22 protein-coding genes and 1 riboswitch are annotated in these 26,141 nt (G+C 65.3%); of the genes, 6 read left to right on the forward strand and 16 right to left on the reverse strand.

The window, feature by feature from the left end; all coding sequences use genetic code 11:
- Positions 1-45: 45 nt before the first annotated feature.
- Positions 46-486 carry a GFA family protein gene (locus AC56K1_RS11815; RefSeq protein ID WP_497158029.1) on the reverse strand — a complete coding sequence of 147 codons (441 nt, stop codon included), beginning with the start codon at positions 484-486 and terminating at the stop codon, positions 46-48.
- 199 nt (positions 487-685) lie between these two features.
- Between AC56K1_RS11815 and AC56K1_RS11820 the strand changes: the two genes are divergently transcribed.
- The gene (locus AC56K1_RS11820; RefSeq protein ID WP_497158030.1) at positions 686-1,231 is read left to right on the forward strand and encodes an SRPBCC family protein; all 546 of its coding nucleotides are present in this window, start codon (positions 686-688) and stop codon (positions 1,229-1,231) included.
- A 176-nt stretch (positions 1,232-1,407) separates the two neighbouring features.
- Here AC56K1_RS11820 and AC56K1_RS11825 read toward each other — a convergent pair whose 3' ends face one another.
- Both AC56K1_RS11825 and AC56K1_RS11830 read right to left on the reverse strand, forming a co-directional pair.
- Entirely contained in the window at positions 1,408-3,255 is a 1,848-nt protein-coding gene (locus AC56K1_RS11825; protein WP_497158031.1) for a M56 family metallopeptidase, read from the reverse strand.
- Positions 3,256-3,504: 249 nt separating this feature from the next.
- Positions 3,505-4,611 carry an S-(hydroxymethyl)glutathione dehydrogenase/class III alcohol dehydrogenase gene (locus AC56K1_RS11830; RefSeq protein WP_497158032.1) on the reverse strand — a complete coding sequence of 369 codons (1,107 nt, stop codon included), beginning with the start codon at positions 4,609-4,611 and terminating at the stop codon, positions 3,505-3,507.
- A gap of 454 nt (positions 4,612-5,065) precedes the next feature.
- Between AC56K1_RS11830 and AC56K1_RS11835 the strand changes: the two genes are divergently transcribed.
- Positions 5,066-6,586 carry a S8 family serine peptidase gene (locus tag AC56K1_RS11835; protein ID WP_497158033.1) on the forward strand — a complete coding sequence of 507 codons (1,521 nt, stop codon included), beginning with the start codon at positions 5,066-5,068 and terminating at the stop codon, positions 6,584-6,586.
- 68 nt (positions 6,587-6,654) lie between these two features.
- Here the strand turns inward: AC56K1_RS11835 and AC56K1_RS11840 are convergent, their stop codons facing one another.
- On the reverse strand, positions 6,655-7,188 hold the full coding sequence (locus tag AC56K1_RS11840; RefSeq protein ID WP_497158034.1) for a GNAT family N-acetyltransferase: 534 nt from the start codon (positions 7,186-7,188) through the stop codon (positions 6,655-6,657).
- On the reverse strand, positions 7,185-8,612 hold the full coding sequence (locus AC56K1_RS11845; protein WP_497158035.1) for a M28 family metallopeptidase: 1,428 nt from the start codon (positions 8,610-8,612) through the stop codon (positions 7,185-7,187). Before AC56K1_RS11845 ends, AC56K1_RS11840 begins: the two co-directional genes overlap by 4 nt.
- Positions 8,613-8,674: 62 nt before the next feature.
- On the opposite strand from AC56K1_RS11845, the gene AC56K1_RS11850 reads away from it, so the two are divergent.
- Entirely contained in the window at positions 8,675-8,851 is a 177-nt protein-coding gene (locus tag AC56K1_RS11850; protein ID WP_497158065.1) for a hypothetical protein, read from the forward strand.
- A gap of 77 nt (positions 8,852-8,928) precedes the next feature.
- Here AC56K1_RS11850 and AC56K1_RS11855 read toward each other — a convergent pair whose 3' ends face one another.
- From AC56K1_RS11855 to thiC, 7 genes are all read right to left on the reverse strand, one after another.
- Positions 8,929-9,633, reverse strand: coding sequence for an ion channel (locus tag AC56K1_RS11855; RefSeq protein ID WP_497158036.1), 705 nt, complete (start codon positions 9,631-9,633; stop codon positions 8,929-8,931).
- A 158-nt stretch (positions 9,634-9,791) separates the two neighbouring features.
- Positions 9,792-11,672, reverse strand: coding sequence for a potassium transporter Kup (locus AC56K1_RS11860; RefSeq protein ID WP_497158037.1), 1,881 nt, complete (start codon positions 11,670-11,672; stop codon positions 9,792-9,794).
- Between the two features lie 85 nt (positions 11,673-11,757).
- Complete coding sequence (gene thiE, locus AC56K1_RS11865) at positions 11,758-12,372, reverse strand: thiamine phosphate synthase (RefSeq protein WP_497158064.1); 615 nt, start codon at positions 12,370-12,372, stop codon at positions 11,758-11,760.
- Positions 12,373-12,396: 24 nt separating this feature from the next.
- Positions 12,397-13,149, reverse strand: coding sequence for a hydroxymethylpyrimidine/phosphomethylpyrimidine kinase (locus AC56K1_RS11870; protein WP_497158038.1), 753 nt, complete (start codon positions 13,147-13,149; stop codon positions 12,397-12,399).
- Positions 13,149-13,931 (reverse strand): thiazole synthase, encoded by a 783-nt coding sequence (locus AC56K1_RS11875; RefSeq protein ID WP_497158039.1) that lies wholly within the window; start codon positions 13,929-13,931, stop codon positions 13,149-13,151. Before AC56K1_RS11875 ends, AC56K1_RS11870 begins: the two co-directional genes overlap by 1 nt.
- Before the next feature lie 57 nt (positions 13,932-13,988).
- On the reverse strand, positions 13,989-14,192 hold the full coding sequence (gene thiS / locus AC56K1_RS11880; protein ID WP_497158040.1) for a sulfur carrier protein ThiS: 204 nt from the start codon (positions 14,190-14,192) through the stop codon (positions 13,989-13,991).
- Positions 14,189-16,141, reverse strand: a complete 1,953-nt coding sequence (gene thiC / locus AC56K1_RS11885) for a phosphomethylpyrimidine synthase ThiC (RefSeq protein ID WP_497158041.1) — start codon at positions 16,139-16,141, stop codon at positions 14,189-14,191. Before thiC ends, thiS begins: the two co-directional genes overlap by 4 nt.
- 68 nt (positions 16,142-16,209) lie before the next feature.
- Positions 16,210-16,318: riboswitch (TPP riboswitch) on the reverse strand.
- An 888-nt stretch (positions 16,319-17,206) separates the two neighbouring features.
- Here thiC and AC56K1_RS11890 point away from each other — a divergent pair.
- The 3 genes from AC56K1_RS11890 to AC56K1_RS11900 all read left to right on the forward strand — a co-directional run bounded on the left by AC56K1_RS11890 (position 17,207) and on the right by AC56K1_RS11900 (position 21,232).
- The gene (locus AC56K1_RS11890) at positions 17,207-20,002 is read left to right on the forward strand and encodes a valine--tRNA ligase (RefSeq protein WP_497158042.1); all 2,796 of its coding nucleotides are present in this window, start codon (positions 17,207-17,209) and stop codon (positions 20,000-20,002) included.
- 163 nt (positions 20,003-20,165) lie between these two features.
- Positions 20,166-20,609, forward strand: a complete 444-nt coding sequence (locus AC56K1_RS11895; protein WP_497158043.1) for a DUF2147 domain-containing protein — start codon at positions 20,166-20,168, stop codon at positions 20,607-20,609.
- Positions 20,610-20,806: 197 nt separating this feature from the next.
- Positions 20,807-21,232: a hypothetical protein gene (locus AC56K1_RS11900; protein WP_497158044.1), complete on the forward strand. Its 426-nt coding sequence runs from the start codon at positions 20,807-20,809 to the stop codon at positions 21,230-21,232.
- 63 nt (positions 21,233-21,295) lie between these two features.
- On the opposite strand, the gene AC56K1_RS11905 is transcribed toward AC56K1_RS11900, so the two are convergent.
- The 4 genes from AC56K1_RS11905 to AC56K1_RS11920 all read right to left on the reverse strand — a co-directional run bounded on the left by AC56K1_RS11905 (position 21,296) and on the right by AC56K1_RS11920 (position 26,128).
- Complete coding sequence (locus tag AC56K1_RS11905) at positions 21,296-21,901, reverse strand: response regulator transcription factor (RefSeq protein ID WP_497158045.1); 606 nt, start codon at positions 21,899-21,901, stop codon at positions 21,296-21,298.
- Positions 21,898-23,022 (reverse strand): sensor histidine kinase, encoded by a 1,125-nt coding sequence (locus AC56K1_RS11910; RefSeq protein ID WP_497158046.1) that lies wholly within the window; start codon positions 23,020-23,022, stop codon positions 21,898-21,900. The genes AC56K1_RS11905 and AC56K1_RS11910 overlap by 4 nt, the downstream gene beginning before the upstream one ends.
- A 19-nt stretch (positions 23,023-23,041) precedes the next feature.
- Entirely contained in the window at positions 23,042-24,832 is a 1,791-nt protein-coding gene (locus AC56K1_RS11915; protein ID WP_497158047.1) for a CIA30 family protein, read from the reverse strand.
- A gap of 249 nt (positions 24,833-25,081) precedes the next feature.
- Positions 25,082-26,128, reverse strand: a complete 1,047-nt coding sequence (locus AC56K1_RS11920; protein WP_497158048.1) for an aldo/keto reductase — start codon at positions 26,126-26,128, stop codon at positions 25,082-25,084.
- Positions 26,129-26,141: the final 13 nt, after the last annotated feature.

The raw sequence follows: 26,141 nt of genomic DNA on the forward strand, positions 1-26,141 counted from the left end.
GCCCATCCAGCTTTGCAACAGGACTGCCGGCAGCGTCTCCCTCGCCTATTGTCCGGCCGCGCGCGTGGTCGGGTATTCCGGCAACCCGTCATGCAGCTTCATCCAGCCGAGCCGGCTGCGCACGAAGGTATGGTCGCCCGGCGGCGCGGCCTCCGGGTCATCGAGCGAGGCGCTGGTGATGTCGAGCTCTTCCGGCCAGCGCGCATCTTCGAAAGTGAGCGCAGTGCCGCAATGCGGACAGAAGCTGCGCTGGATGCCTGCGCTCGATGCGAAGCGCGCCGGCTGCCCTAGCGTGAAACGGAAATCGGCGCGGCGCGCGCTGAACCAGGCCAGGGCCGGTGCGCCTGAAACCTTGCGGCAGTCGGTGCAATGGCACAAGGTACTGTTGAAAATGTTGCCCATGACGGCGTATTTTACTGCACCGCAGAAACAGCCTCCTTGCATGCTCATACCGGATCCCTTTCGAGCTGGAAATAATGTGCTCATCAGTATCAAAGCAGGAGCGCTGCCCCAACCTTTCGCGCGCCGCCTTATTAGCTTTTAGCTTATTTTAACTAAAGATTCACGACAGATCGCGTGGCCCGTCGTTACCTAGCCTTACAAAGCTACCTGCTCCGCATGCTATCGGTACGGGCCATTGTCATCAAGCATGCGGAACGGCTTTCCATCCAATAGGAGATTAAAAATGCTCAATCGCGTAGTTACTGTTGCTGCACTTGCGGTCGGCGGCATGTTGCTGTCGAAGAAACTGAAACAGAATCGTGGCTTTGGCACCAGCTCCTCGGTGGCAGAATCGATCGAGATCAATGTTCCGGTCAAGACTGCATACAACCAATGGACCCAGTTTGAAGATTTCCCACAGTTTATGAAGAGCGTGAAGGAAATCCGCCAGCTCGACGACAAGCACCTGCACTGGGTTGCTAATGTTGCCGGCGAAACCAAAGAGTGGGATGTAGAGATCACCGAGCAGATCCCGGACAAGCGCATCGCATGGCGCAGCGTCACGGGTGTGAAGAATGGCGGCGTCGCCACCTTCCACAAAATCTCGGACAATGTCACGCGCGTCATGGTCCAGATGGACTACGAGCCGGATGGCGCACTGGAAACCGTTGGCGACGCCATCGGCGCCGTGCGCATGGAACTGCGCTCGAACCTGCAGAATTTCAGGGAACTGCTCGAGAAGCGCGGCTCGGAAACCGGCGCATGGCGCGGCAAGATCGCCCAGCAATAATCCAGCCAGGCGGGATGCGTTCCGCCCCTGTATGCGAACGGCCCGGTTGCGATCTGCGACCGGGCCGTTTTTTCATGGCCAATCAAGTGGCTGTACTGGGTGATACGCGGGGCGTATCAATGACCCCTTTCTGATATGCCCGACATATCGATGAACCACCAGGCCACCTGCTCTGCCTAGCCCGCCTGCGGCACCGGCTTGGCCAGGCCTTTCTCGCGCGCCTCGCGAATCAGGGCGCGCACGGTCTTGTCCGCCGCCTTGCTCTCGCGCTCCATGTCCTTGCCCAGTGCGCCCATGCGCTTGCCCAGGGCATCCATCGGCTTGCCGGCATCGCCCATGCGACGGCCGATCTCGTCCATCGATTTCTGCGCCTGGCGCATGCCCGGTCCGTTGTGCGCCTCGCCCATCTCGCTCCCTGCCGCCGACATGCGCTCGCCTACCTCGGACATGCGCCGGCTGAGGCGGTCGCGCTCGGCATCGGTCGTGGCTTTCTCCATCTGCCTGCCGAGCGCTTCCATCTCGGCACCCAGGCTCTTCATGCGCCCTTCCATGGCGCGCAGCTTCATCTCGTCCGGCTTGAAGCCGCGCGAAGCCACGTCCATTTCCTTGCCGAGGGCATCCATCCGCTTGCCATGCACGTCCATTTCCTTGCCGAGCACATCCATCTGCGCGCCGAGCCTGTCGACCGGCGCCCAGGCGGCCGTCACGCGAGCCAGCACACTTGGGTCCTGCACGTAGTAGGCCTGGCCGCCCTCGCGGAACCACAGGAATTCGCCGCCAATGCGGCGCCGGGCTTCCTTGATCTCGTCCCAGTCGTCGCTGCTGCCGCTCATGGTCATGCCCTTGTCGCCGGCACGCACCACGGAATACGGCTCGTCGCGGCCGCTGGCGATGCTGCGCACGACGCGCCGCTCGGTCTTCGCCTCAGCCGGTGCGGTGCGCTGTTCGCCCACCGGCTGGCTGTGCGGCGCCGGCTCCGGACGCGGATCGGCGGCCTGGGCCGGGCCGGCCCAGGAGTAAAACGCGGCGCAGGTGGCCAGGCCAAGGATCGGCAGGGCCAGTTTCCAGTTCAGCGGTTCGGCTTCAGGGCGAACCAGGCGTTTGATGCGGGACATAAGATTTCCTCCATGTGCTGCTGGGGCAAGTTGCGGGGTGAACTGGAACAAATCCAGTTCGGACAATGCAAGTGCCAGGCGCCGCGGTTCGCCGAGCTCGCTTGCGGCTACATCATCTGCAATCTGTTCGCGTTCAATGCGGATCCGGTTCGACAACCACCACACGGCCGGGTGGTAGAACAGCAGGATCTCGATCGCGCCCTGGATCAGATTCACTACGTAATCGCAGCGCCGGACATGAGCCAGCTCGTGCGCCAGCAGCGCTTCCAGCAGCTGCGGCGGCATGCCCGAAAGCAGCGAGGCCGGCACCAGCACCACCGGGCGCCACCAGCCGGCCGTCACCGGCCCGGTCAGGTCATCGGCCACATCATCGACCAGGCCCAGGGTGACGCGGCGGGCAATGCCCATGCGGCGCGCCATCGCATCGAGCCGGGCCTGCCACACGGGGTCGGCCTGGTATTGCCCCGGCCGGCTGCGCCGGCGCACCCAGGCCAGGCCGAGCATCATGCGCAGCGCCAGCAAGCCTGCGCCGGCGGACCAGAACAGCACCACCAGGGGTAGTTTTTCCTGCAAAACCATTTCCCAGCCGGCCAAGCGACTGCTGCCCTGCATGGCGGCCGGCAGCGCCGGCGACTGCGCCATCGGCCCCATCGCGGCGAGCAGCGTGGTCGCCGCGCCGGGGTTCGCGCCGATGTCCATCGCCGCAATCCGCTGCACCGTGCCGGCCAGCGGCAAGGCGGCGCACAGCAGCAGCGCACCACAGGCGAGCGCATAGCGCGCCTGCGGCCTCGCCTTGCGCATCAGCGCCAGCAGCAGCGCGGCGGCCAAGCCGACCAGCAGGCCCTGCCACAGGAAATCGATCAGCGCCCAGGCCAGGGCCGGCGCCCAGGCCTCCAGCAGCGCGTTCATCGGGTGTTCTCCGTCATCGTGGGTCCAGGCAGCGTCATCGCTTACTCCATCCTTGGCAACTAGATTAAAAGTTCTAGATAAAATTGTCTAGAACTTTTTTTCTACTTTGTGCCGGACCTTGCCGGCGATGGAACTACTGTAGGGGGACGTGCGGGCGCCGGCCAGCCCGGTGCGACAGAAGGCAGGATTGGCGGTACAGGCTGGAAGGGAAAGCAGGATGGGCAGGCCAGGGCCGCCTGCCCGGAACCATCAGAACACGACGACGGAGCGGATCGACTCGCCGGACTTCATCAGATCGAAGCCTTCGTTGATGCGCTCGAGCGGCAGGTGGTGGGTGATCAGGTCGTCGATGTTGATCTTGTTTTCCATGTACCAGTCGACGATCTTCGGCACGTCGGTGCGGCCGCGCGCGCCGCCAAAGGCCGAGCCCTTCCATACGCGCCCCGTCACCAGCTGGAAGGGACGGGTCGAGATTTCCTGGCCGGCCGCCGCCACGCCGATGATGATCGACTGGCCCCAGCCCTTGTGGCAGCATTCCAGCGCCTGGCGCATGGTGGTGACGTTGCCCACGCATTCGAAGCTGTAGTCGGTGCCGCCGTCGGTCAGTTGCACGATCGTGTCGACCACGTTCTCGACCTTGGTCGGGTTGATGAAATGGGTCATGCCGAACTTGCGCGCCATCGCTTCGCGCTCGGGGTTCAGGTCGACGCCGATGATCTTGTCCGCGCCCACCATTTTCGCGGCCTGGATCACGTTCAGGCCGATGCCGCCCAGGCCGAACACGACCACGTTGGCGCCCGCCTCCACCTTGGCGGTGAAGATCACCGCGCCGATGCCGGTGGTGACGCCGCAGCCGATGTAGCAGATCTTGTCGAAGGGCGCGTCCGGGCGCACCTTGGCCAGCGCGATTTCCGGGACCACGATGTAGTTCGAGAAGGTGGACGTGCCCATGTAGTGATAGAGCGGCTCGCCATTGAGCGAAAAGCGGCTGGTCGCATCCGGCATCAGGCCGCGGCCCTGGGTCGAGCGGATCGCCTGGCACAGGTTGGTCTTTTGCGACAGGCAGAATTTGCACTGACGGCATTCCGGCGTGTACAGCGGGATGACGTGGTCGTCGCGCTGCAGGCTGGTCACGCCCGGCCCGACGTCCACCACCACGCCGGCGCCCTCATGGCCCAGGATGGCCGGGAACAGGCCTTCGGGGTCGGCGCCCGACAGGGTGTAGTAGTCGGTGTGGCAGATTCCGGTGGCCTTGACTTCGACCAGCACTTCGCCGGCCTTCGGACCTTCGAGCTCGACTTCTTCGATCGTGAGCGGATGGCCCGCTTTCCATGCAACTGCTGCCTTGGTCTTCATGTGTTCCTTCCTGATCCTTGAACGAGATTCGTGCGCCTGCGCGGCGCGGCCGCGCAGGCGGCGGCATGAGTCTGGCAATGATAGCAAGGTGGACGCATCCCTGTGCACGGCAGCGCCATCGGGCAACAGCGGCGTCGAAAAGGGGGCGCCAGCCGGGCCGCCGTGGGGGCGTTTTCCGGCTCAGCAATTTGTACGTTTGGAGAAAAATATAGCATGGGTTCTGATATGCCTCCTACATAAATCCATGCTGCACTGCGCTAGCTCAAATATTTTTGCGCACAGTTGAAATTCGAATACATACAAACATACTTTTGAAATAGACTCAATTGCCGCTTAAATATTGCGGAAAATAAACTCGCACAAGGCCAGCAGAGCCAAGACGACATTCATTGTTTTCAAACGGAGAATATCAATGGTAGACAAGAACACTCGCGCAACCTCCCTTCGCGTTGGCATGGCAGCCCTGGTCGCTGCCGGCATCTTCGGCAACGCGCAAGCTGCCGCACCGGACACGACCCGCGTCATCGTCGCGTTCAAACCGGGCGCTGCAGCGAAAGTGAAATCCGCCGTCGCGGCTTCCAAGGGTTCGGTCAAGCACGAAATCTTCGGCATGAACGCCATGGCGATTGAAGTGCCGGCGGTTGCGCTGAAAGGCCTGGAGAACAACCCGAACGTCGAATACATCGAAGAAGACGTGGTCCGTAAGCCATTCGCGCTGACCTCGCCATCGACCGGCACCCCGTACACCACCGGCCAGCTGGTTCCTTACGGCATCAAGCAAGTGCAGGCAGACCTGCTGTCGGACAGCGCCGCCGCCAACCGCAAGGTCTGCATCATCGACTCGGGCATCAACCGCGATCACGAAGACCTGTCGGGCAACAGCATGACCGGTGAATACGACGCCGGCACCGGCTGGTGGTACACCGACGAGAACGACCACGGCACCCACGTGGCCGGCACCATCGCCGCCATCAACAACGCCGGCACCGGCGTCGTCGGCGTGAACCCGAACAAGACGCTCAAACTGCACATCGTCAAGGTGTTTGGCGCAGCCGGCTGGGCCTATTCGTCGACCCTGGCAACCGCCGCCAACAAGTGCGGCGCCGCCGGCGCCAACGTGATCAGCATGTCGCTGGGCGGCGGCCGTGCCAGCATGACCGAGCAAAAGGCCTTCGACAGCCTGTACTCCAAGGGCGTGCTGAACATCGCCGCCGCCGGCAACGACGGCAACACCGTCGTGTCCTACCCGGCCGGCTATTCGAGCGTGATCATGGTCGGTGCGGTCGACGAGAACAAGGCCTGGGCTACCTTCTCGCAATACAACAGCAAGGTCGAACTGGCCGGTCCTGGCGTCGGCGTCCTGTCCACCGTCCCGATGGGCACTGGCCAGGAAGCCGTCCTGACTGTCGGCGCCTCGACCTACGTCCCGGGCGCAATGGAAGGCTCGCCGGTCAAGACCGCGACCGCACCGCTGGCAGACTTCGGCATCGGTGACGCGGTCAACACGGCCGTCTCGGGCAAGGTCTGCCTGATCCAGCGCGGCACCGTGGACTTTTCGACCAAGGTCTCGAACTGCCAGAACAGCGGCGGTGTCGGCGCCATCGTGTACAACAACGTGGCTGGCGCATTCGGCGGCACGCTGGGCACCACCGTGACCAACATCCCATCGGTCACCGCGACCGACGTGGACGGTGCCGCGATGAAGGCACAGCTGGGCCAGAGCGCCACCGTCGGCATCAAGGCAAGCAACTACGCCTACTTCGACGGCACCTCGATGGCTACCCCGCACGTGTCGGCTGTCGCCGCACTGGTGTGGAGCTACTCGCCAACCTGTACCGCTGCGCAGATGCGCGCATCGCTCACCAAGAGCGCGCAGGACCTGGGCACCGTCGGCCGCGACACCAAGTTCGGTTTCGGTCTGGTCCAGGCGAAAGCAGCCAAGGACCGTATCGCATCGCTGGGCTGCGGTAACTAATCCTTACCCCGCCTCGTGAAAAGGGACGCTTCGGCGTCCCTTTTTTTGTCTCGGTATCCCGCCGGCGCTTACCGCTTCAGCTTCAGCCGCATGGTCTGTTCGAGCAGCGCCGTCCCTTCGCGCATCGGGTACGGCGCGCCGACCGCCTCGAACCCGTGGCGCACATACAGCGCGACGGCCGCCTCGTTCGCGCAGTTCACGCCCAGCTGCAGGGCGTGCGCGCCGCGCGCGCCGGCCCAGGCGATTGCCTGCCGCAGCAGCGCGGCGGCCATGCCTTGCCCGCGCCACTCGGGCGCCACCCACATCTGGAACAGGTTGACCATGGCGGCATCGTCGGCATCCACCTTGGCCCAGGCCAGGGCGGCGAATTCGCCCTCCGCCACGGCCACCAGCGGGCAGTCGATGCCGGAGACCGCGGCGTTCGCCACCCGCGCCGTCCAGGTCTCCGGCGCCAGCGCTGTCTCGCGCGCCAGCGTGCTGCCGAAGGCGTCGGGCGCTTCCAGCAGCGCGCGCAGGCGGATCGCGCGGTAGGCCTGCCATTCATCGGCCAGCAGGCTGCGGATCGTGAGACCCGCCCTGCCCGGCTCCGCGGGTAGGGTCACGGCGCGGCCTTCAATGCCTGGCCCTTGGCGGCAAAAGCCGCCGCCTTCGGCGCCGCGGTCCATTGCGGGCGCTGCGGGTTGTTCGCGATGGCGGCCGTGCCCAGCGCGAGCATGCGGGTCACGCGCGCCATGTTGTCGTAATCGAGCTTGTCCCAGGTATCGTCCTTGCCGTGGTAGTCCGAGAAGCCATAGGCCACCGACAGCGTGTGCGCCGGCACGCCGGCGTCGGCCAGCGACTGGTTGTCGGCCCGGCCGAAGAACTGGTCGCTGAAGGACGCATGCTTCCACAGGCGGATGCCGGCCTGCTCGGCGGGCGTGCGCAGCATCTCGCCGACGGTCGAGAAATCGAAGCCCGTCATCGCGAGCGTGTTGACTTGCGCGCCTTCGCTGTCGTCGGTGCGGCCGGTCTGCTCCAGGTTCAGGTTGGCCACGCTGTCCTTCAGCGGGAACACCGGGTGGCGCGCATAGTATTTCGAGCCCAGCATCCCGAGCTCTTCGCCGAAATAGGTCATGAAGACGATGCTGCGGCGCGGACGTTCCTTCTGCGCGGCCAGGCTGCGTGCCACCTCGATGACCGACACCACGCCGCTGGCATCGTCGTTGGCGCCGTTGAAGACCTCGCCGTTGCGCATGCCCACGTGGTCGTGGTGCGCGGTGAGCAGCACGTAGGTGTTTTTCAGCGCCGGATCCGATCCGCGCAGCACGCCCACCACGTTGCGCAGCTTGACCGGGCGCACCGCCGCTGCCGCCACGCGCGCGGCCACCAACGCACCGCCCTTTTCCAGTGCAGCGGCGGCATCCGGCGCGTGCAGCACCAGCACCGGCGGCCCGCCCTTAACTAGCGCCTGCTCGGGATCGACCAGCCAGCCCCCGGTGCCGGCGCCATGGCGCTTCTCGCGGTCGATCATGATGACCAGCGCCGGTGTGCCCTTGAGCTTTTCGTGCAGGATACGGGCGGCGCCCGGCAGCGGCGCGGCCGGCACCACCAGCACCTTGCCGTTGGCGGCCTCGCTGTTGTCGAGCGCATCCTTCCAGGCCATGAACACGGCCGGGGTGGCGGCCAGCGCCACCGGGTCGAGGAAGCTGCCGGTCGCGCCGCCCGCGGGCACCGTGATCGCCGTGCCGGCGGCCGTCACCGTCAGCGTGACATCGTCAGGCTTGCGCTCGGCGTACTGCCAGTTCGCGGTCTGGAAATAGCCGTCGTCGCCGGCCGGCTCCAGGCCCGCCCCGCGGAACTGGGCCGCAATGTACTCGGCCGCCAGGTCCTGGCCGCGCGACGGCGTGCCGCGGCCTTCCAGCAGGTCGGACGCCAGGAAGGAGACGTGGCTGCGCAGCGCCCCGGGCACGATGTCGGCATGCGTCGGGACTTGGGCGCAGCCGGCGCTGGCCAGTGCGAGGACAAGGGCGGTGACATAGAGACGCATGCGATGGGCTTCCGTTCAAGTGGCAAGAAAGGCAATATCGCATGGCGGGCGGGGCGCGGTCAATGCGCCAGCGCCTCATTCCCAACAGCCTGGGCGAGGTGCTGACGCCCTCCTGCGTGAGCATCGACGGCGACGGCTCGATCCTCGTCGGCCGCGCCGCGCGCGAAAGGCCGCAGATCCATCCCGAATCGAGCGCCGCCAACTTCACGGCTTCAAGTTCACCTGCTCGGGGACCCTGACGCGCAAGCCGGCGCCACGCGCGCGGCCGGCAAGCGAGGCGGCGCCGGCGGAACCCGGGCCGGCGCCAGAAGGCTGATCAATCTTTTTCCCAGGGCTCGGGCGCCTCGTTCGGATGGCGCCGGTGCACCTTGCCCTGGGTCGTGAAGCCGATCAGGCGCGCCACCACGGCCGCTATGTACATCACGCCGACCAGCATCTCGATGCTGCACAACGCCCGCGCGTGCACGGTCAGCGGGATCACATCGCCGATCCCGGTGCTCGACAGCAGCGCAAAGCTCAGGTAATTCAGTTCGGTCCACGAACGCGGCGCCCCGACGTTCACCGCGCCCGCGAAGCTGCCGGGATGCAGTTCCTGCACCATCAGGTAGAGATGGGTGAAGCCCCAGGCCAGCAGGGTGAAGGTGGCGCCGGCGGCGAACAGCTCGTCGGTGGTGGCCTGGCGGTCGCCCATCATGTAGGCGATCAGGCTGCCGGCGGCATAGAAATAGAACAGCGCTTCCAGTGCCGAGGACCAGGGCAGCAACGCGCCGCGCATGCCGAATACCGTTTGCAGCGCCAGCAACACGATGATCGGCACCGCCAGCGCCACGCTGATCCAGGTTTCACCAGGCGTGCGCCGCACCATGCGGATCGTCAGCGCCAGCACCACGACGCCGAAGACATTCAGGGCGCCATGCCCTGCCGGCTCGCCCTCGATGAACGGGTACAGCAACATCCCGAGCAGCTGCACAAGCAACAGGACGGCGGAGGGATGGCGGCTGGTATGGATCAGGAGGGACATGGGAGCGTGGTCGACACGGAATTGGAATGCCGCGATTGTAGGGCTGGTACGGCAGGGAGAGCGCGCAGATCACTCCGCTGCCCCCGCGGCGCGGGTGCTGACCATGGACGCGACATCCCCCACGCCGTGCGCGGGGGTGGGTTCTGAATACTGCCCGGTCAGATCTCGATCTGCGTCCCGAGTTCGATGACACGGTTTGCCGGAAGCCCGAAGTAATCGGCCGCATCCCTCGCGTTTCTCGCCATCATGGCGTACAGGTTTTCGCGCCAAAGCGCCATGCCTTTCCCCGGTGTCGCAATGACCGTCTGCCGGGCGATGAAATACGACGTGCTCATGGGGTCGAAGCGCAAACCCAGGCCTGCTGCGTTTTCCAGGTCAGCGGGAACGTCACGCGGATCGGTGAAGCCGTAGGACAGGTTTAGCTGGTAGCAATTGTGTCCGAGCTCTGCGACTTCAAGACGCTCTCCCGGTGGAACGGTCGGGATATCGGTCGCCTGCACGGTCAGGAAAACGACGCGTTCATGCAAGACTTTGTTATGCAGCAGGTTATGCAGCATTGCATGCGGCACGCCGTCACCCTCGGCGCGGAAATAAATGGCCGTTCCCGGCACGCGATGCGGTGGCGAAGCGAACAGGCTTTCGAGGAATTCCTGCAGCGGCAGCAGGTGCCGTTTGACGTTTTCGAACACCAGCTCCCGCCCTTTGCGCCAGGTGAGCATGATGGTCACCATTAACAAGCTGATCAACAACGTGAACCAGCCGCCGCTCACGATCTTGAGGCTGGTCGACGCGAACAGGGTCACGTCGAAGACCAGGAAAAACAGCGTGGCCGATGCGGCAATCACCGAAGAATAATTCCATCCGTAGCGGACGACGAAGAAGGTGAGCAGTGTCGTCGTCAACATGGTGGCCGTGGCCGCAATGCCATACGCCGAAGCCAGGTTGGTCGACGACCCGAACGCGACCACGGCGAAGACCACGGCGCCAAACTGCAGCCAGTTCACCAGCGGGATATAGATTTGTCCTTTCTCCTGGTGTGACGTCTGGACGATGCGCATGCGCGGCAGGAAGCCCAGTGAAATCGCCTGCTGGGCGACCGAGAACGCACCCGAGATGGTTGCCTGGGACGCGACGACGGCGGCCACGGTCGACAGAGCCACCAGGGGATAGATGCTCCACGCGCCGAGCTGGTTGAAGAACGGGTTGGACGCTGCTGCAGGATTGGAGATCAGCACCGCCCCTTGTCCGAGGTAATTTAGCGCGAGGGCAGGAAAGACAACCGAAAACCATGCAAGGCGTACCGGCTTGCGGCCGAAGTGGCCCATATCCGCATACAGTGCTTCCGCCCCCGTTAGCGCCAGCACCACGGCGCCCAGCGCGACGAACGCGAACCACCCGTTGTGTAACAGGAATTGCACCGCATGCAGGGGATTGAGCGCGGCCAGGATCTGCGGATCTTCGAGGATATTCACCACCCCCATCGCCGCGAGCGTGGTGAACCAGACGAGGACGATCGGGCCGAACCATTTGCCGATCCCGCCTGTCCCCCGGTGCTGGGCCCAGTACAGGACCGCCAGCACGGTCAGGGTCAAGGGAATCACATACGGCTTGAACGCCGGGGTCGCGACCTCGATGCCTTCGACCGAGGACAGGACGGTAATCGCCGGCGTGATGATCCCGTCCCCAAAGAACAGGCCCGCACCGATCATCCCGAGCAGCATCACGGGATAGTAGAAGCGCGAATTCTGGGTCACCGATTTCAGCGCCAGTGCGGTGAGGGCCATGATGCCGCCCTCGCCATGGTTATCCGCCCTTAACACCAGCGTCACGTATTTCAGCGAGATCACAATGATGAGGCACCAGAGGATCAGCGAGATGACGCCGATGACATTTGCGGGCGTCACCGCGATGCCATGGGCAGGTGCGAACACCTCCTTGAGGGTGTATAGGGGACTGGTTCCGATATCGCCGTAGACGACGCCAATCGCACCTAGGGTGAGGGCAGCCACCCCGTTCTGATTGCCTTGCGGTTTAGTCATTTTATTATTTTCAGAATAACGTTATGACATTGTAACGTTACCGGCCCCAAGACGGCGGCTCGCTAGACAAGCGAGCAACTATCTTTCATGCGGAATCGAATATCGCGCAGAATGTACGCACGGCCGCTGCCGGGTCGTCGGCTGCGTACACGCTGGTGATGGCCGCCACCATGGCTGCGCCGCGCTTGACCAGCGGCGCAGCATTTTGCGGCGTCATGCCGCCGATGACCGCCATCGGCAGGGCGACGCGGTCGCGCCAGACGTCGACCAGCTGCGGCGGCGTCACGAAGCTGTACTTCTTCACTGGCGAGGGATAAAAACCGCCGAAGGCCACATAGCTGGCGCCGCTCTGCTGGGCCGCCTCGGCCAGTTTCAGTTCGCCATAGCAGGACGCGCCGATGATCGCGCAGGGACCGAGCCGGGCGCGCGCCTCGGCCACCGATACGTCCGTGCCTCCCAGGTGCACGCCGTCGGCGCCGAGATCGCGGCACAGGTCGACATGGTCGTTGATCACGAGCGCACGGCCATGGTGGCGGCACAGCGCCAGCAGGGCGGCGCCCTGCTCCGCCCGCAGCGCGGGGCTGGCGCTCTTGTTCCGGTACTGCAGCAGTGCGGCGCCGGCTTTGATCGCGGTCTCGGTGAGGGCCAGCAGGCGGTCGGTATCAGGCCAGTCGGGGGTGACCAGGTAAAGTCCTTGCAGGGTGTGGGTGTTCAATGCGGTCTTTCAGTGGGTGTGGAGGATGCGGCGCGGGATACGCTGGCCCGGGGCGATCCAGAAGGCATGGGCCAGGGTCTGGTGGCAGTAGTCCTGCGCGCGTTCGAGCGCCTGCCCGACGGGGTCCCCCAGCGCCAGCCGGGCGCCGATGGCGGCGGCCAGGGTGCAGCCGCTGCCGTGGTAGGTATGCGGCAGGCGTGGCAGGCGCCATACCCGCTCTTCGACGCCGCCGCGCAGCCAGCGGTTCAGGATGATGTCGCCGTCACCATGGCCGCCGGTGACGAACACGTGCTCGCAGGGCATGGCATCAAACGCCCCGAGGGCCAGCGCTTCCGGCAGGTTCGGCACCAGCACGGTCGCAAGCAGCAGCAGCTCGGCCAGGGCGTCCACGGCATTGTCCCGGCCCAGCAAGTCGCCATGGCCGCTCCCCAGCACCGGGTCGAGCACCACCGGCAGGCTCGGGTCGGCGAGGCGGAGCCGGTGCAGCAGCGTGGCGATCGCTGCGGCGTTCTCGCGGCTGCCCGGGATGCCGATCTTCACCGCGTCGATGCTGCAGGTGTCGATCAGCGCATCGGCCTGGCGCAGCATGAAGCCTGTATCGACCGGCTGCACCTCGTGTACGCGGTTGTTGTCCTGCACCGTGAGGGCCGTCGCTACCGGCAGCGCATGGGCCCCGAGCGCGCCGATGGCGGCGATGTCCGCCGCCAGCCCGGCCCCGCCGCCGGGATCGAGCCCGGCGAACACCAGCACGGTGGGCACCATCAGGCGACCAACCCTTCGACCGGGGAGGATGGCGCCGCGGCAAAGCGCTTCGGCATGCGCCCTGCCAGGTGCGCTTCGCGGCCGGCGATCACGGCATGGCGCATCGCGCGCGCCATCCGCACCGGGTCGCGCGCAGCGGCGATCGCGCTGTTCATCAACACGCCGTCGCAGCCCAGTTCCATCGCGATGGCCGCATCCGAGGCGGTGCCGACGCCGGCATCGACCAGCACCGGCACCGTGGCCTGCTCGACGATCAGCCCCAGGTTCCACGGGTTCAGGATGCCCATGCCCGAACCGATCAGCGAGGCCAGCGGCATCACCGCGACGCAGCCGATCTCCTGCAGGATGCGGGCCTGCACCGGATCGTCGCTGCAATAGACCATCACGTCGAAGCCGTCGCGCACCAGCGTTTCGGCGGCTTTCAAGGTTTCCGGCATGTGCGGGAACAAGGTAGCCGGGTCGCCCAGCACTTCGAGCTTGACCAGTTTGCGCCCGCCCAGCAGCTCACGCGCCATCTGCAGTGTGTAGACGGCGTCTTTCGCGGTGTAGCAGCCGGCGGTGTTGGGCAGGATGGTGAATTCGCCAAGTGGCAGGACGTCGAGCAGGTTCGGAGCCTTGCGGTCCTGACCGATGTTCACGCGGCGGATGGCCACCGTGACGATCTCGGCGCCCGCTGCCAGCGTGGCTTCGCGGGTCTGGGCCAGGTCGCGGTATTTGCCGCTGCCGACCAGCAGGCGTGAAGAGAATTGGCGGCCGGCGATGGTGAGGAAATCTTCGTTCATTGTTGTCCTTTCTTGCAGGGTGGCGGGTCCTCCAGCCCACCCTGCGAAACCCGTTGATCAACCGCCGCCGATGGCGCGCACAATGTCTACTTTGTCGCTGGCCCGCAAGCGCCGTTCCGCCCACGCTTCGCGCGGCACCACTTCGCGGTTGACCGCCACCGCCACCGCCTGCCCCGCCAGCCCAAGTTCGCCGGCCAGCTCCTGCAGCGACTGCCCCGCCGGCACATGGAAAGGTGCGCCGTTCAATTCGATCCGTGTCATCCCGCCTCCCGGTACAGACGAGCGCCGCCCTTCACGAATTCGATCGCCTTTTCCTGCAACCCTTGCGCCAGCGCGGCCTGCTCGCCAACGCCATTGGGCGCCGCGTTGGCGCGCACTTCCTGGGTGATCTTCATCGAGCAGAAATGCGGCCCGCACATCGAGCAGAAATGGGCAACCTTGCTCGACTCCTTGGGCAGGGTCTCGTCATGGAAGGCGCGCGCCTTGTCGGGGTCGAGACCCAGGTTGAACTGGTCGTCCCAGCGGAATTCGAAGCGTGCTTTCGACAGCGCGTTGTCGCGCATCTGCGCGCCCGGATGGCCCTTGGCCAGGTCGGCGGCGTGGGCCGCGATCTTGTAGGTGATGATGCCCTCCTTGACGTCGGCCTTGTCGGGCAGGCCGAGATGCTCCTTGGGCGTGACGTAGCACAGCATGGCGGTGCCGTACCAGCCGATGGTGGCCGCGCCGATGCCCGAGGTGATGTGGTCGTAGCCGGGGGCGATGTCGGTGGTGAGCGGTCCGAGCGTGTAGAACGGCGCCTCGCTGCACTGCTCGAGTTGCAGGTCCATGTTCTCCTTGATCAGGTGCAGCGGCACGTGGCCCGGGCCTTCGATCATGGTCTGCACGTCGTGGCGCCAAGCGATCTGCGTCAGTTCGCCGAGCGTTTTCAGTTCGGCCAGCTGGGCCTCGTCGTTCGCATCGAAGATCGAACCCGGACGCAGGCCGTCGCCCAGGCTGAACGACACGTCATAAGCCTTCATGATCTGGCAGATGTCCTCGAAATGCGTGTAGAGGAAGGATTCGCGGTGGTGGGCCAGGCACCACTTGGCCATGATCGAGCCGCCGCGCGAAACGATGCCGGTCAGGCGGTTTGCCGTCATCGGCACATAGGCCAGGCGCACGCCGGCGTGGATGGTGAAATAGTCGACGCCCTGCTCCGCCTGTTCGATAAGGGTGTCGCGGTAGATCTCCCAGGTGAGGTCTTCGGCCTTGCCGTTCACCTTTTCCAGCGCCTGGTAGAGCGGCACCGTCCCGATCGGCACCGGGGAATTCCGGATGATCCATTCGCGCGTCTCGTGGATATGCTTGCCGGTCGAGAGGTCCATCACGTTGTCGGCGCCCCAGCGGATGGCCCAGGTCATCTTCTCGACTTCTTCGCCGATCGAAGACGTGATGGCCGAGTTGCCGATGTTGGCGTTGATCTTCACCAGGAAGTTGCGGCCGATGATCATCGGCTCGACCTCCGGATGGTTGATGTTGGCCGGGATGATGGCGCGGCCGCGCGCCAGTTCGCTGCGCACGAATTCCGGCGTGATCTCCGGCGGGATGCTGGCGCCGAAGGACTGGCCCGGATGCTGGCGCCCCAGCAGGCTGGCCGTGCGCGCGCCCATCGGGCCCGACTCCACCAGGGAAGCCAGGTATTCGCGGCGCCGCAGGTTCTCGCGCAGCGCCACGAATTCCATTTCGGGCGTGATGATGCCCTGCCGCGCGTAGTGCATTTGCGTGACGTTGCGGCCCGGCAGTGCGCGGCGCGGCTTGCGCTGCAGGTTAAAACGCAGCGCAGCCAGGGCCGGGTCGCGCAGCCGCGCCTGGCCGTAGGCGGAGCTCGGCCCCGCCAGTTCCTCGGTGTCGGCGCGTTCGCGGATCCACGGCAGGCGCGGCGACTTCAGGCCGCAGCGCAGGTCGATGCCGGCGGCCGGATCGGTGTAGGGACCGGAGGTGTCGTAGACGAACAGCGGCGGGTTCGGCTCGCCGCCGAGGCTGCCAGGTGTGGGCGATTGCGCGATCTCGCGCATCGGCACCCGGATGTCGGGCCGGCCGCCTTCGATATAGACCTTGCGCGAGTTCGGGAAGGGCGCGATGGCCGCGCGGTCGACCGTGGCGGTCGCGGCATCGAAAGAATGGGGGGTGGGAAGCGATGCCTTCAGTGCGGCGTCGAGTGGTGCATTCATGTGGCTCCTTTGCGAGGAGCCAGCAAAGGATTCATCGGGTGTGGCGACGCCTGTGCGCATGCGCGCGGCCGCCTGGCCGACTGCTTCCCTTCGCTGGCATTATCCAGATCAGGTTCGGAGGGTATTTCTCACCCGCGCATGCAGCAATATGCATGCGCAGGACCCCTAGCGTGTGCTGCCGTTTCGGCAACGGGCGGATTATAGCCCAGGCAAACTTGTACTTACAAGCCACACCCCCCGGCCCGGGATGGGCCGGGTTCTACAGCATCGGCGTCTCCCCGGGCAGCGCCTGCAACTCGAGCCTGCCCTCGACCAGGCTGGCGTCGACGAACGGCGTCTCGGATGGCGCGATTTCCCTCGCCGCGCTCGGCCCAGCAGCGCCCCCTGGCCGTCGCCCATGAACAGTTCCGCCAGGTTGTCGTCGTCTTCGCTCACCGGATAACGCACGCGCACGGTCAGGATCTTCGACAGCACCTGTGACCCATCCACTGCCGCCGGACGGCAGGGTGCCGGTGTGATAACTGGTGAACAGGGGCGGCACGACGTCGGACACGCTGTCGGTCTCGATCCGCACCGTGCGGAAATGACTGGATTGGCGGCCAGGCCCAGCTCGCCATTACCGGGGCCGGATATTTCTTCGTAGGTGAGCTGGCTGACGGCATTCTCCGTCTGCCGCTCGGCGGCGACGGACTCCACGCCGGTTGGATCAGGTTGCGACATATTCGTCTCCATCACGACCATTCGTGTCCGGCGCGACAATGGGCTGCGAGGCCCGGTATCCGGCCGGAAGCTTATGCGACTACAGGCTTCCCCTTCCCTTTTAGTATGAATATCCCTTTTTGACCGGGGTCGGGGGAAAGCGATTTGTCGAGTCCGTATTGATCGGAGACGATTTGACAGCCCATGTGAGCTGGATCAAAGACTTACTGGTTACAAAATGACATGCCGTCGGAAGGCGGACTGGCCGGCGCGGCAGGCTCCCGGGCTGCGCCGCTGCCGGGAATAGGCGGGCGCTGGAAGGTGACCTATAATGGTTTTTTTCTCAAATTCAATCGCCCGCACATTATGGAATTAGCCAAGTCTTTCGAGCCCGCCGACATTGAACAACATTGGCGCGCCGAGTGGGAAAAGCGCGGTTACTTCACCGCCACCATGGAGGACGGCAAGCCGTCGTTCAGCATCCAGCTGCCGCCGCCAAACGTGACCGGCACGCTGCACATGGGCCACGCCTTCAACCAGACTGTCATGGACGGCCTGACCCGCTACTACCGCATGCGCGGCCATAACACCGCCTGGATCCCGGGCACCGACCACGCCGGCATCGCCACCCAGATCGTGGTCGAGCGCCAGCTCGACGCGCAGAAGATCTCGCGCCACGACCTGGGCCGCGACGCCTTCGTCGAGAAGGTCTGGGAGTGGAAGGAAAAGTCGGGCAATACCATCACCGGCCAGATGCGCCGCATGGGCACCTCGCCCGACTGGCAGCGCGAATACTTCACGATGGACGAAACCCGTTCGAAGGTCGTCTCGGAAGTCTTCGTGCGCCTGTACGAGCAGGGCCTGATCTACCGCGGCAAGCGCCTGGTCAACTGGGACCCGGTGCTGGGCACCGCGGTGTCGGACCTGGAAGTCGATTCGCAGGAAGAGGACGGCTCGATGTGGTACATCCAGTACCCGCTTGCCGACGGCTCCGGCCACCTGACGGTGGCCACCACGCGTCCTGAAACCATGCTGGGCGACGTCGCCGTGGCGGTCGATCCGACCGACGAGCGCTATACCCACTTGCACGGCAAGATGCTTACCCTGCCACTGACCGGCCGCCAGATCCCGGTGATCGCCGACAGCTATGTCGACAAGGAATTCGGCACCGGCTGCGTGAAGATCACGCCGGCCCACGATTTCAACGACTACGCGGTCGGCCAGCGCGCCAACCTCGCGCCGATCACGATCATGACGCTCGACGCCAAGATCAACGAGAACGCCCCGGCCCAGTACCAGGGCATGGACCGCTTCGCCGCGCGCAAGCAGATCGTCTCCGACCTGGAGGCGCAAGGCCTGCTGGAGCAGGTCAAGCCGCACAAGCTGATGGTGCCGCGCGGCGACCGCACCGGCGTCGTCATCGAGCCGATGCTGACCGACCAGTGGTTCGTCGCCATGAGCAAGCCGGCGCCGGAAGGCACTTTCAATCCGGGCAAGTCGATCACCGAAGTGGCAATGGAAAAAGTCGCCAGCGGCGAGATCAAGTTCGTGCCCGAGAACTGGACCACCACCTACAACCAGTGGCTGGGCAACATCCAGGACTGGTGCATCTCGCGCCAGCTGTGGTGGGGCCACCGCATCCCGGCCTGGTACGCGGAAGACGGCCAGATCGTGGTCGCGCGCACCGAAGAAGAAGCGCAAGCCAAGGCCAAAGCCGCCGGCGTCAACGGCCCGCTGCGCCGCGACGACGACGTCCTGGATACCTGGTTCTCGTCGGCCCTGGTCCCCTTCTCGACCATGGGCTGGCCCGAGCAGACGAAGGACATGTCGATGTTCCTGCCTTCGTCCGTGCTGGTGACGGGCTTCGACATCATCTTCTTCTGGGTTGCCCGCATGGTGATGATGACGACCCACTTCACCGGCAAGGTACCGTTCGAGACCGTGTACGTGCACGGCCTGGTGCGCGACTCGCAGGGCCAGAAGATGTCGAAATCGAAGGGCAATACGCTCGACCCGATCGACCTGATCGACGGCATCGGCATCGAAGAGTTGGTCGCCAAGCGCACCACCGGCCTGATGGACCCGCGGGCTTCGGAGAAAATCGCCAAGGCCACCCGCAAGGAATTCCCGAACGGGATCCCGGCCTTCGGCACCGACGCCGTGCGCTTCACGATGGCCAGCTACGCTTCGCTGGGCCGCAACATCAACTTCGACCTCGGCCGCTGCGAAGGCTACCGCAACTTCTGCAACAAGATGTGGAATGCGACGCGCTTCGTGATGATGAATACCGAAGGCAAGGACTGCGGCCAGCCGAACCCGGAAGACCTGTCTCAGGCCGACCGCTGGATCATCTCGCTGATGAACCGCGCCGAGCTCGACGTGGCCAAGGGCTTCGCCGACTACCGCTTCGACAACATCGCCAGCACCATCTACAAGTTCGTCTGGGACGAGTACTGCGACTGGTACCTGGAAGTGGCCAAGGTCTCGGTCCAGCAAGGCACCGAAGCGCAGCAGCGCGCCACCCGCCACACCCTGCTGCGCGTACTCGAAGTGATCCTTCGCCTGGCGCATCCGATCATCCCGTTCGTGACCGAAGCGCTGTGGCAGGCGATCGCGCCGCTGGCCGGGAAAACGGGCGACAGCATCATGATGCAGCCCTACCCGATCGCCGACGAATCCCTGATCAGCGAAGCGGCCGAAGGCTGGATGGCCCAGCTCAAGGACCTCACCAATGCCACCCGCAACCTGCGCGGCGAGATGAAGCTCTCGCCCTCGGTACGCGTGCCGCTGATCGTCGAGCCGGGAGCCGGTGCCGAACGGGCAGCCCTGGCGAGCTTCGCGCCCTATGTCCAGTCGCTGTGCAAGCTGGCCGAAGTGCAAATCGTCGACGCCCTGCCGGAATCGCCGGCCGCGGTGTCGGTCGTCGGCACCACCAAGCTGATGCTGAAGGTCGAGATCGACGTCGCCGCCGAACGCGAGCGCCTGTCGAAGGAGATCGCGCGCATCGAAGGCGAGATCACCAAGGCGACGGCCAAGCTCTCGAGCGAAAGCTTCGTCGCCCGCGCCCCGGCCGCGGTGGTGGCGCAGGAGAAGGAACGCGTGGCGAACTTCTCGGCGACGCTGGACAAGATGCGGGAGCAGTTGGGCAAGCTGGCGGCGTAAGCTGTTGCGCTTCCTGAGAACGCGGCCCTGGTGGCCGCGTTTTTTTGTTTTCATAGGGCGGGCGGCCACGGTGATTGGAATGGTTCTTCAGGTTCCAGATCACCCCGGCGTCAACACAGTTTGCTACACTGACCCCGCCTGACAACAACAATGGAGACTGACAATGCGACAACTGATTGGGGCAAGCCTGATTGCCATGATGTTCGCCATGCCTGCAATGGCGCAAAACGCCTCGCCGGCGGGCACGTGGAAAACGATCGACGACGAAACCGGCAAGCCGAAGTCGCTGGTGCGGATCACCGAGGAGGGCGGCGTCCTGACCGGCAAGATCGAGAAGCTGTTCCGCCCTGCGGACCAGGACCAGAACCCGAAATGCACCGCCTGCGATGGCGCGCGCAAGGACCAGCCGCTGATCGGCATGACCATCCTGTCTGGCCTGAAGAAAGACGGCAACGAGTACACCGGCGGCGAGATCATGGATCCGGCCAAGGGCAAGACCTACAAGAGCAAGGCGCAGCTGAAGGACAACGGCAGCAAGCTGGAAGTGCGCGGCTACATCGGCGCGCCGATGTTCGGCCGTTCGCAGACCTGGGTCCGCGAGCAGTAAGCAGCAGTTGAACGACTCCGGGCGGCGTCGCATGCCGCCGCCCGTCCCGCCCCGCCCCACTTCTGCCGCGCCCAGTCGCGCGCCACGAAAATAGTTTTTCCGATAACTTCTCGTTATTGCTGAGTTTCCGCAACAAGCAAACCGACACGAGGAAACAATGAATACCGTCCAACCAAGCTGCTTCCCGGAGGCGGCCGATGATCTTCCTGCGCCTTGCCTGCCTGGTGGCCGGCATAGCAGTTCTGGTCGCGCCGCCGGCCGTGCTGTTCCCGAATGGCGCCGTGACGCCCCGCCTGGCCGGGGCGCTGGCCATGGCGTTGATGCTGATGCTGGCGGCCTCCGCCTTCTTCTTCATCACCTTCTCGGCACACCGGATCAAGCGCTCGCCCCCGCTGCGCCGCCTGTGCGTGATGGTACTGGGCGCGCCTTTCTTGGCCGGCGTCGCCACGCTCTGGTTCGGCAACGACCCGAATGTGCTGTGGATGGGCGGCCTGCTGCTCAGCTTCACGCTGGTCACCGGCCTGGCGCTGGTCTACCCGATACTCCAGGGCCCAAGCGCCGGCCGCCTGCGCGCCCGCGACGCTCGCCCGAGCCGGCGCGAGCCGATGCTCTACCAAGCCTGATCCGCACGCCCATCCGCTGGTGTACACGCCCAAGCAGAAAGACAAGGCGCCCGCGCTTGATGCCTACAGCCAGCCGGCGTCGCGTGCCATCCGGTAGGCGTCCACCCGGTTGGCCGCACCGAGCTTGCTGATCGCCTCGGACAGGTAGTTGCGTACGGTCCCTTCGGACAAATGCACATGGCGCGCGATATCGGAGCTGCTGCGCCCTTCCCCGGCCAGGCGCAGCACTTGGCGTTCGCGCTCGGTGAGCGGGTCGCCCCCGCCGCTCCAGCTTTCCAGCGCCAGCTCGGGCGCGATCGCCCGCCCGCCTTCGTGCACCGCGCGGATCGCCGCGGCCAATGCATCGACCGGCGCATCCTTGAGCAGGTAGCCGCGCACGCCAGCCTCGAGCGCGCGCCGCAGGTAGCCGCTGCGGCCGAAGGTGGTCACCACGATCACCTTCGCCCCCAGGCGGCGCTCCTTGATCTGGGCCGCCAGTTCGAGCCCGGTCATCTGGGGCATCTCGATGTCGGTCAGCACCACGTCCGGCGCCAGCTCTTCGCACAGCGCCAGTGCTTCGCGTCCGTTGGTGGCGGCGCCGACGACCGCGAAGTCGGGTTCCAGGCGCAGCAGCGCGGCCATGGCACCGAGCACGAGGTTCTGGTCTTCGGCCAGCAGGATGCGGATCATGTCGTGGCTCCCGCCGGAATGCGCAATTCGAGTTCGAGCCCGGCGCGCGCGCGCAGCGCCAGCTTGCCGCCGACCGAGGCCACGCGCTCGCGCATGCCGGACAAGCCGTTGCCATGCCGGATATCGGCTTCGCTGCGCGCCTGCCCATCGTCGGCGATGCGCAGCACGGCAACGCCCTGTTCCAGCGCGAGCGACACGCTGCAACGCCTCGCCCCCGCATGTCGCACCACGTTGGTGACCGCCTCGCGCAACGCCAGCGCGACCACGTTCTCGGCAGCCGGCGCGAGCGCGAAGCGCTCCACTTTTTCGTCCAGCTGGACGTCGGCCGCCGCCAGGCTGGCGCGGGCGCTGGCCAGGGCATGGGCCAGGCCGCTCTCGCGGTAGCCGCTCACAGCCGCCCGCACTTCGGCCAAGGCCTGGCGCGCGCTGGTTTCGATGTCGCCGATCTCGCGCGCGCAGGCATCGGCATCGCGATGCACGAGTTTGCGCGCCAGCTCGGCCTTCAAGGCGATCAGCGACAAGGAGTGCCCGAGCAGGTCGTGCAGGTCGCGCGAGATGCGTTCGCGCTCGGCGATGGTGGCGATGTGCTCGACCTCTTCCTGCTTGCGCACCAGCGCCTGGCGCGAGCGGCGCAGGCGCGCATCCATCACGGCGCCCACGCCCACCGGCAGGCTGATGGTCAGGACCGGCATCAGGAACAGCCAGCGCATCTGCGTGTCCAGGATGAAGAAGGACGTGAGCACCGCAAGGGCCACGACGCCGCCGATGGCCAGCATGGCCAGCCGCAGCTGCATGATCCCGGCCGCCGCCGCGCAGGCGAAGATGAAGAAGGTGGCGGCGCCGACGTTCCAGCGCACCCAGGCCGCGCCGATCAGGCAGCCCGCCAGCATGCAGCCGACCGACTGCCAGCCGTGCGTCCAGAAGCTGGCGCAATACAGGACCAGGAACACCACGAGCGTGAGCACCAGCATGAGCGCTTCGAGTGCAGTGGGCGAAACGTAGGCGTACTTCCAGCCCATGTAGCCAAGGCTGAGCAGCCAGAAGTACGGCATCTTGCCATGCTCGGGCGGGATCCAGGGTCCCGTCCATAGTCTCGCGATGCCCTGCCTGATCCTGTTCATGCGTCTTCCATCCAGGTTGTTATTGTGCGAGCAGGCGCACGTCGGCGATCTCGAAGCGGTAGTCGCCCGGCTGTGGACCGGCGTTGAATCCTAACATGGTCAGGGTGGCCGGATCGACGCCTTTCAGGTCGCTCACCGGCACCGTCACCTCGGCCCATTCGGGGCCGGCGGTAAAGCGCGCGGCGCCCGGCATCTGCACGCCCTGCGACATGGCGATCATCTGGTACACCTTGCCGTCGCCGCGCACCTTGAAGCGCACCTGCTTCGCCGCGCTCAGGTTCACCGGCTGCATTGGCGTGGTGCCCGGCATGAAGGCCACGCCGGCCCAGGCAAACGGCAGGCCCGGCGCGACTGTCGCATTCACCGCGAGCGGCACCTGGCCATCGGGCAGGGCCGGTTGTGCTGCCAGCTTGACGGTCGACTTGCCGCCGGCGAAGCTGTCGGTCGACGGCATCCAGCCGGCGCCGAACGGGCTGGCCAGCTTGGCCTGGCTGAACTGGCTGATACGGCCGTCCGCCGGCAGCGCCAACGGCTGGTTGGCGCCGGTCGCCGCCTTCGCCACCTGCTCGCGCTGGCGCTCGCGCAGGCCGCCCGCGCTCTCGCCATCCTTCCACACCTCGACGATCCGGCGCGTCGCGCGGATGTCCAGCGCAGGATTCCCCTCCACCAGCAGCAGGTCGGCCTTGTAGCCATTCTGGATGCGGCCGCGCCGGCCCAGCTTGAATGCCATGGCCGGCGCGCTGGTGGCAGCGGCCAGCGCCTGGGCCGGGCTCAGGCCCGCCTCGACCAGCGAGGCCAGTTCGCGGTGCATGCTCACGCCATACTGGGTGCCGGGATTGCCGGCGTCGGTGCCGGCCAAGACCGGCACGCCGGCGCGCTGCATGGCGGCCGTCACCATCTTCGGCGCCGCCAGCATCGCGGGCTGCTGCTGCGAGCCGTAGCGCGCCTTGAGCGGAGCCTGGCCGTCCTTGTCGAGCAGGCCGGCAAGCGCGGGATCGGCCAGCAGGTCGTCGCCCTTGTAGCCGGCCATGCTTTCCAGGACGGTGAAGGTCGGGATCACGAACGCGCCCTTGCTACGCGCGAGTTTCGCCATGCCCTCCGCATCGGCAGTGCTGCCGGTGTACAGGTGCACCAGGCCGTCGGCGCCCGCCTCCAGCACGGCGCGGGCGTCCGCCTCGGTGCTGATGTGGACCACAACCAGCTTGCCGCGCCGGTGCGCCGCCGCGATCACGGCCTTTACGGTAGCCAGGTCGAGCGACTTGAAGCCCAGGCCCGCCTCCATCACGACCTTGATGAAGTCCGAGCCTTCGGCGATGCGGGCATCCACGAAGGCCTGCGCGTCTCCGGGTTTGGTGAGGGTCGGGATGGCGATGCCGAACTGGGTGCCGTGGCCGCTCGGCGCGGTGACCAGGGTGCCGGCCGAGAACAGGTCGGCGTGCTGGTGGTTGCCGCCTGCGCGCATGGCCTTCTTGGCGGTCGCAAGCATCCCGACGTCGGTGAACATGTCGACCTGGGTGGTCACGCCGAACAGCACTGGCAGCTCGAAAAAGCGGAAGGCGTGGGTGTGGGAATCGATCAGGCCAGGCAGCAGCGTGCGGCCTTGTCCGTTCACCACCCGCGCATCCTTCGGCACCGCACCGCGAAAATTGGCATCGACGATCACTCCCTTGTCGAACAGTACCGAACGCCGCTCGTGCACGCGTTCGCCGTCGAAGACCCGCACGTCCTGCACCAGAGTGGGGGCAGCGATGGCGGCGCTCGCCAAGCAGAGTGCGGCGGCGGTGGACAGGGCTTTCAGGGTAGCGTTCATACATTCCTCGCATGGTTGGTGTGGAACCAGTATGCGAACAGCGCGGGGGTTGCGTAAGAAGCAGGCGCCATCAGATTGGTATGACATTTGTCACCAACGCCGCTACCTTTGACCCTGCTTGCTCGGGGAGCAACAGCCCCGTACACTTGGGCTTTCCGAATTCCGCTTTCGGCCAAAGCGGACTCTCAGCACTGTCGCTAGGATAGTGCCGCGCCTATTCAACGCGGATCCATCACCGGTTTGATGTACTCATGCTATCGGATGATTTGGTCCGTCCAGCTGATCGAGCTGTCCGCCTGCCAAGCTTTGGCGGGTAGATTCCTGGTTCAGGAGTTCATGAGGAAACCCAAGACTGGGCGCGCCTGCCGCGTTCAGGTGTAACAGCTGCTGTTCAGTGAGCGTTAATTCTGTAGCGGCGAGGTTGTCGTCCAGCTGTGCCAGTGACTTCGGTCCGACAATCGGGATGGCGCCTCGTGCCACCACCCAAGCGATCGCCACTCTTCCAGGATTCGACCCCGTTTCATCAGCGACGACTTGCAAGGCGTCAAGGACCGCTCCCTTCTGGGCGCTGTCCTCGTGATGAATTAGCGTGCCCAACTGGGTCGCACGGCCTACTTCGCCACGACGATACTTGCCTGTTAGAAGCCCCCCGCCCAGTGGTGACCAAGCTACGGTACCGAGACCCAATGCCTGCGCCATTGGCAGCAGCTCTCTCTCGGCCGTACGCTCGACCAAGCTGTACTCGAGCTGGACGCCAGCAATCGGTAGCGAACCTCGGATTTCGGCCAAGGTAACCGCACGGGAGATGCGCCATGCGGGGAAGTCGGACAGGCCAGCGTACACGATCTTGCCGGCTCGCGTCAGATCGTCTAGACCCCGCATAATCTCCTCTATCGGCGTAACGCCATCGGGCATGTGGACCCACAGGAGATCAATCCGATCGGTCTTCAAGCGTTTCAGGCTGGACTCGACGGACTGAATCATCACCTTGCGCGAGTTCCCGGTCGCCGCCATCCCGGCATGTGTCGGCATAGGACCTAGCGTGAATTTGCTGGCCAGGACAAGTCGCTCGCGAACGGGAGCAATCAGGTCACTGAGCAGTGTTTCAGACTGTCCGGCCTGGTAGTTGTCGGCCGTATCGATGAAGTTTCCACCCACCTCGATATATCGACCGAACATGCGACGCGCTTCATCCGGCTCGGCGCCGTATCCCCACGCTGTCCCAAAGTTACCTGTACCCAGAGCTAACTGGGAAACTCGCAAGCCCGTGTGCTTGCCGAAAACGCGATAGCGCATAGTGATCCTCTTA

The sequence above is a fragment of the Telluria sp. ZB4P37 genome, from assembly GCF_059685855.1.

Coding starts and splice junctions, on each gene's coding strand:
- AC56K1_RS11815 (WP_497158029.1), bottom strand. CDS start 486: ATGAGCACATTATTTCCAGCTCGAAAGGGATCCGGTATGAGCATGCAA.
- AC56K1_RS11820 (WP_497158030.1), top strand. CDS start 686: ATGCTCAATCGCGTAGTTACTGTTGCTGCACTTGCGGTCGGCGGCATG.
- AC56K1_RS11825 (WP_497158031.1), bottom strand. CDS start 3,255: ATGAACGCGCTGCTGGAGGCCTGGGCGCCGGCCCTGGCCTGGGCGCTG.
- AC56K1_RS11830 (WP_497158032.1), bottom strand. CDS start 4,611: ATGAAGACCAAGGCAGCAGTTGCATGGAAAGCGGGCCATCCGCTCACG.
- AC56K1_RS11835 (WP_497158033.1), top strand. CDS start 5,066: ATGGCAGCCCTGGTCGCTGCCGGCATCTTCGGCAACGCGCAAGCTGCC.
- AC56K1_RS11845 (WP_497158035.1), bottom strand. CDS start 8,612: ATGCGTCTCTATGTCACCGCCCTTGTCCTCGCACTGGCCAGCGCCGGC.
- AC56K1_RS11850 (WP_497158065.1), top strand. CDS start 8,675: ATGCGCCAGCGCCTCATTCCCAACAGCCTGGGCGAGGTGCTGACGCCC.
- AC56K1_RS11855 (WP_497158036.1), bottom strand. CDS start 9,633: ATGTCCCTCCTGATCCATACCAGCCGCCATCCCTCCGCCGTCCTGTTG.
- AC56K1_RS11860 (WP_497158037.1), bottom strand. CDS start 11,672: ATGACTAAACCGCAAGGCAATCAGAACGGGGTGGCTGCCCTCACCCTA.
- AC56K1_RS11870 (WP_497158038.1), bottom strand. CDS start 13,149: ATGGTGCCCACCGTGCTGGTGTTCGCCGGGCTCGATCCCGGCGGCGGG.
- AC56K1_RS11875 (WP_497158039.1), bottom strand. CDS start 13,931: ATGAACGAAGATTTCCTCACCATCGCCGGCCGCCAATTCTCTTCACGC.
- thiS (WP_497158040.1), bottom strand. CDS start 14,192: ATGACACGGATCGAATTGAACGGCGCACCTTTCCATGTGCCGGCGGGG.
- thiC (WP_497158041.1), bottom strand. CDS start 16,141: ATGAATGCACCACTCGACGCCGCACTGAAGGCATCGCTTCCCACCCCC.
- AC56K1_RS11890 (WP_497158042.1), top strand. CDS start 17,207: ATGGAATTAGCCAAGTCTTTCGAGCCCGCCGACATTGAACAACATTGG.
- AC56K1_RS11895 (WP_497158043.1), top strand. CDS start 20,166: ATGCGACAACTGATTGGGGCAAGCCTGATTGCCATGATGTTCGCCATG.
- AC56K1_RS11900 (WP_497158044.1), top strand. CDS start 20,807: ATGATCTTCCTGCGCCTTGCCTGCCTGGTGGCCGGCATAGCAGTTCTG.
- AC56K1_RS11905 (WP_497158045.1), bottom strand. CDS start 21,901: ATGATCCGCATCCTGCTGGCCGAAGACCAGAACCTCGTGCTCGGTGCC.
- AC56K1_RS11910 (WP_497158046.1), bottom strand. CDS start 23,022: ATGAACAGGATCAGGCAGGGCATCGCGAGACTATGGACGGGACCCTGG.
- AC56K1_RS11915 (WP_497158047.1), bottom strand. CDS start 24,832: ATGAACGCTACCCTGAAAGCCCTGTCCACCGCCGCCGCACTCTGCTTG.
- AC56K1_RS11920 (WP_497158048.1), bottom strand. CDS start 26,128: ATGCGCTATCGCGTTTTCGGCAAGCACACGGGCTTGCGAGTTTCCCAG.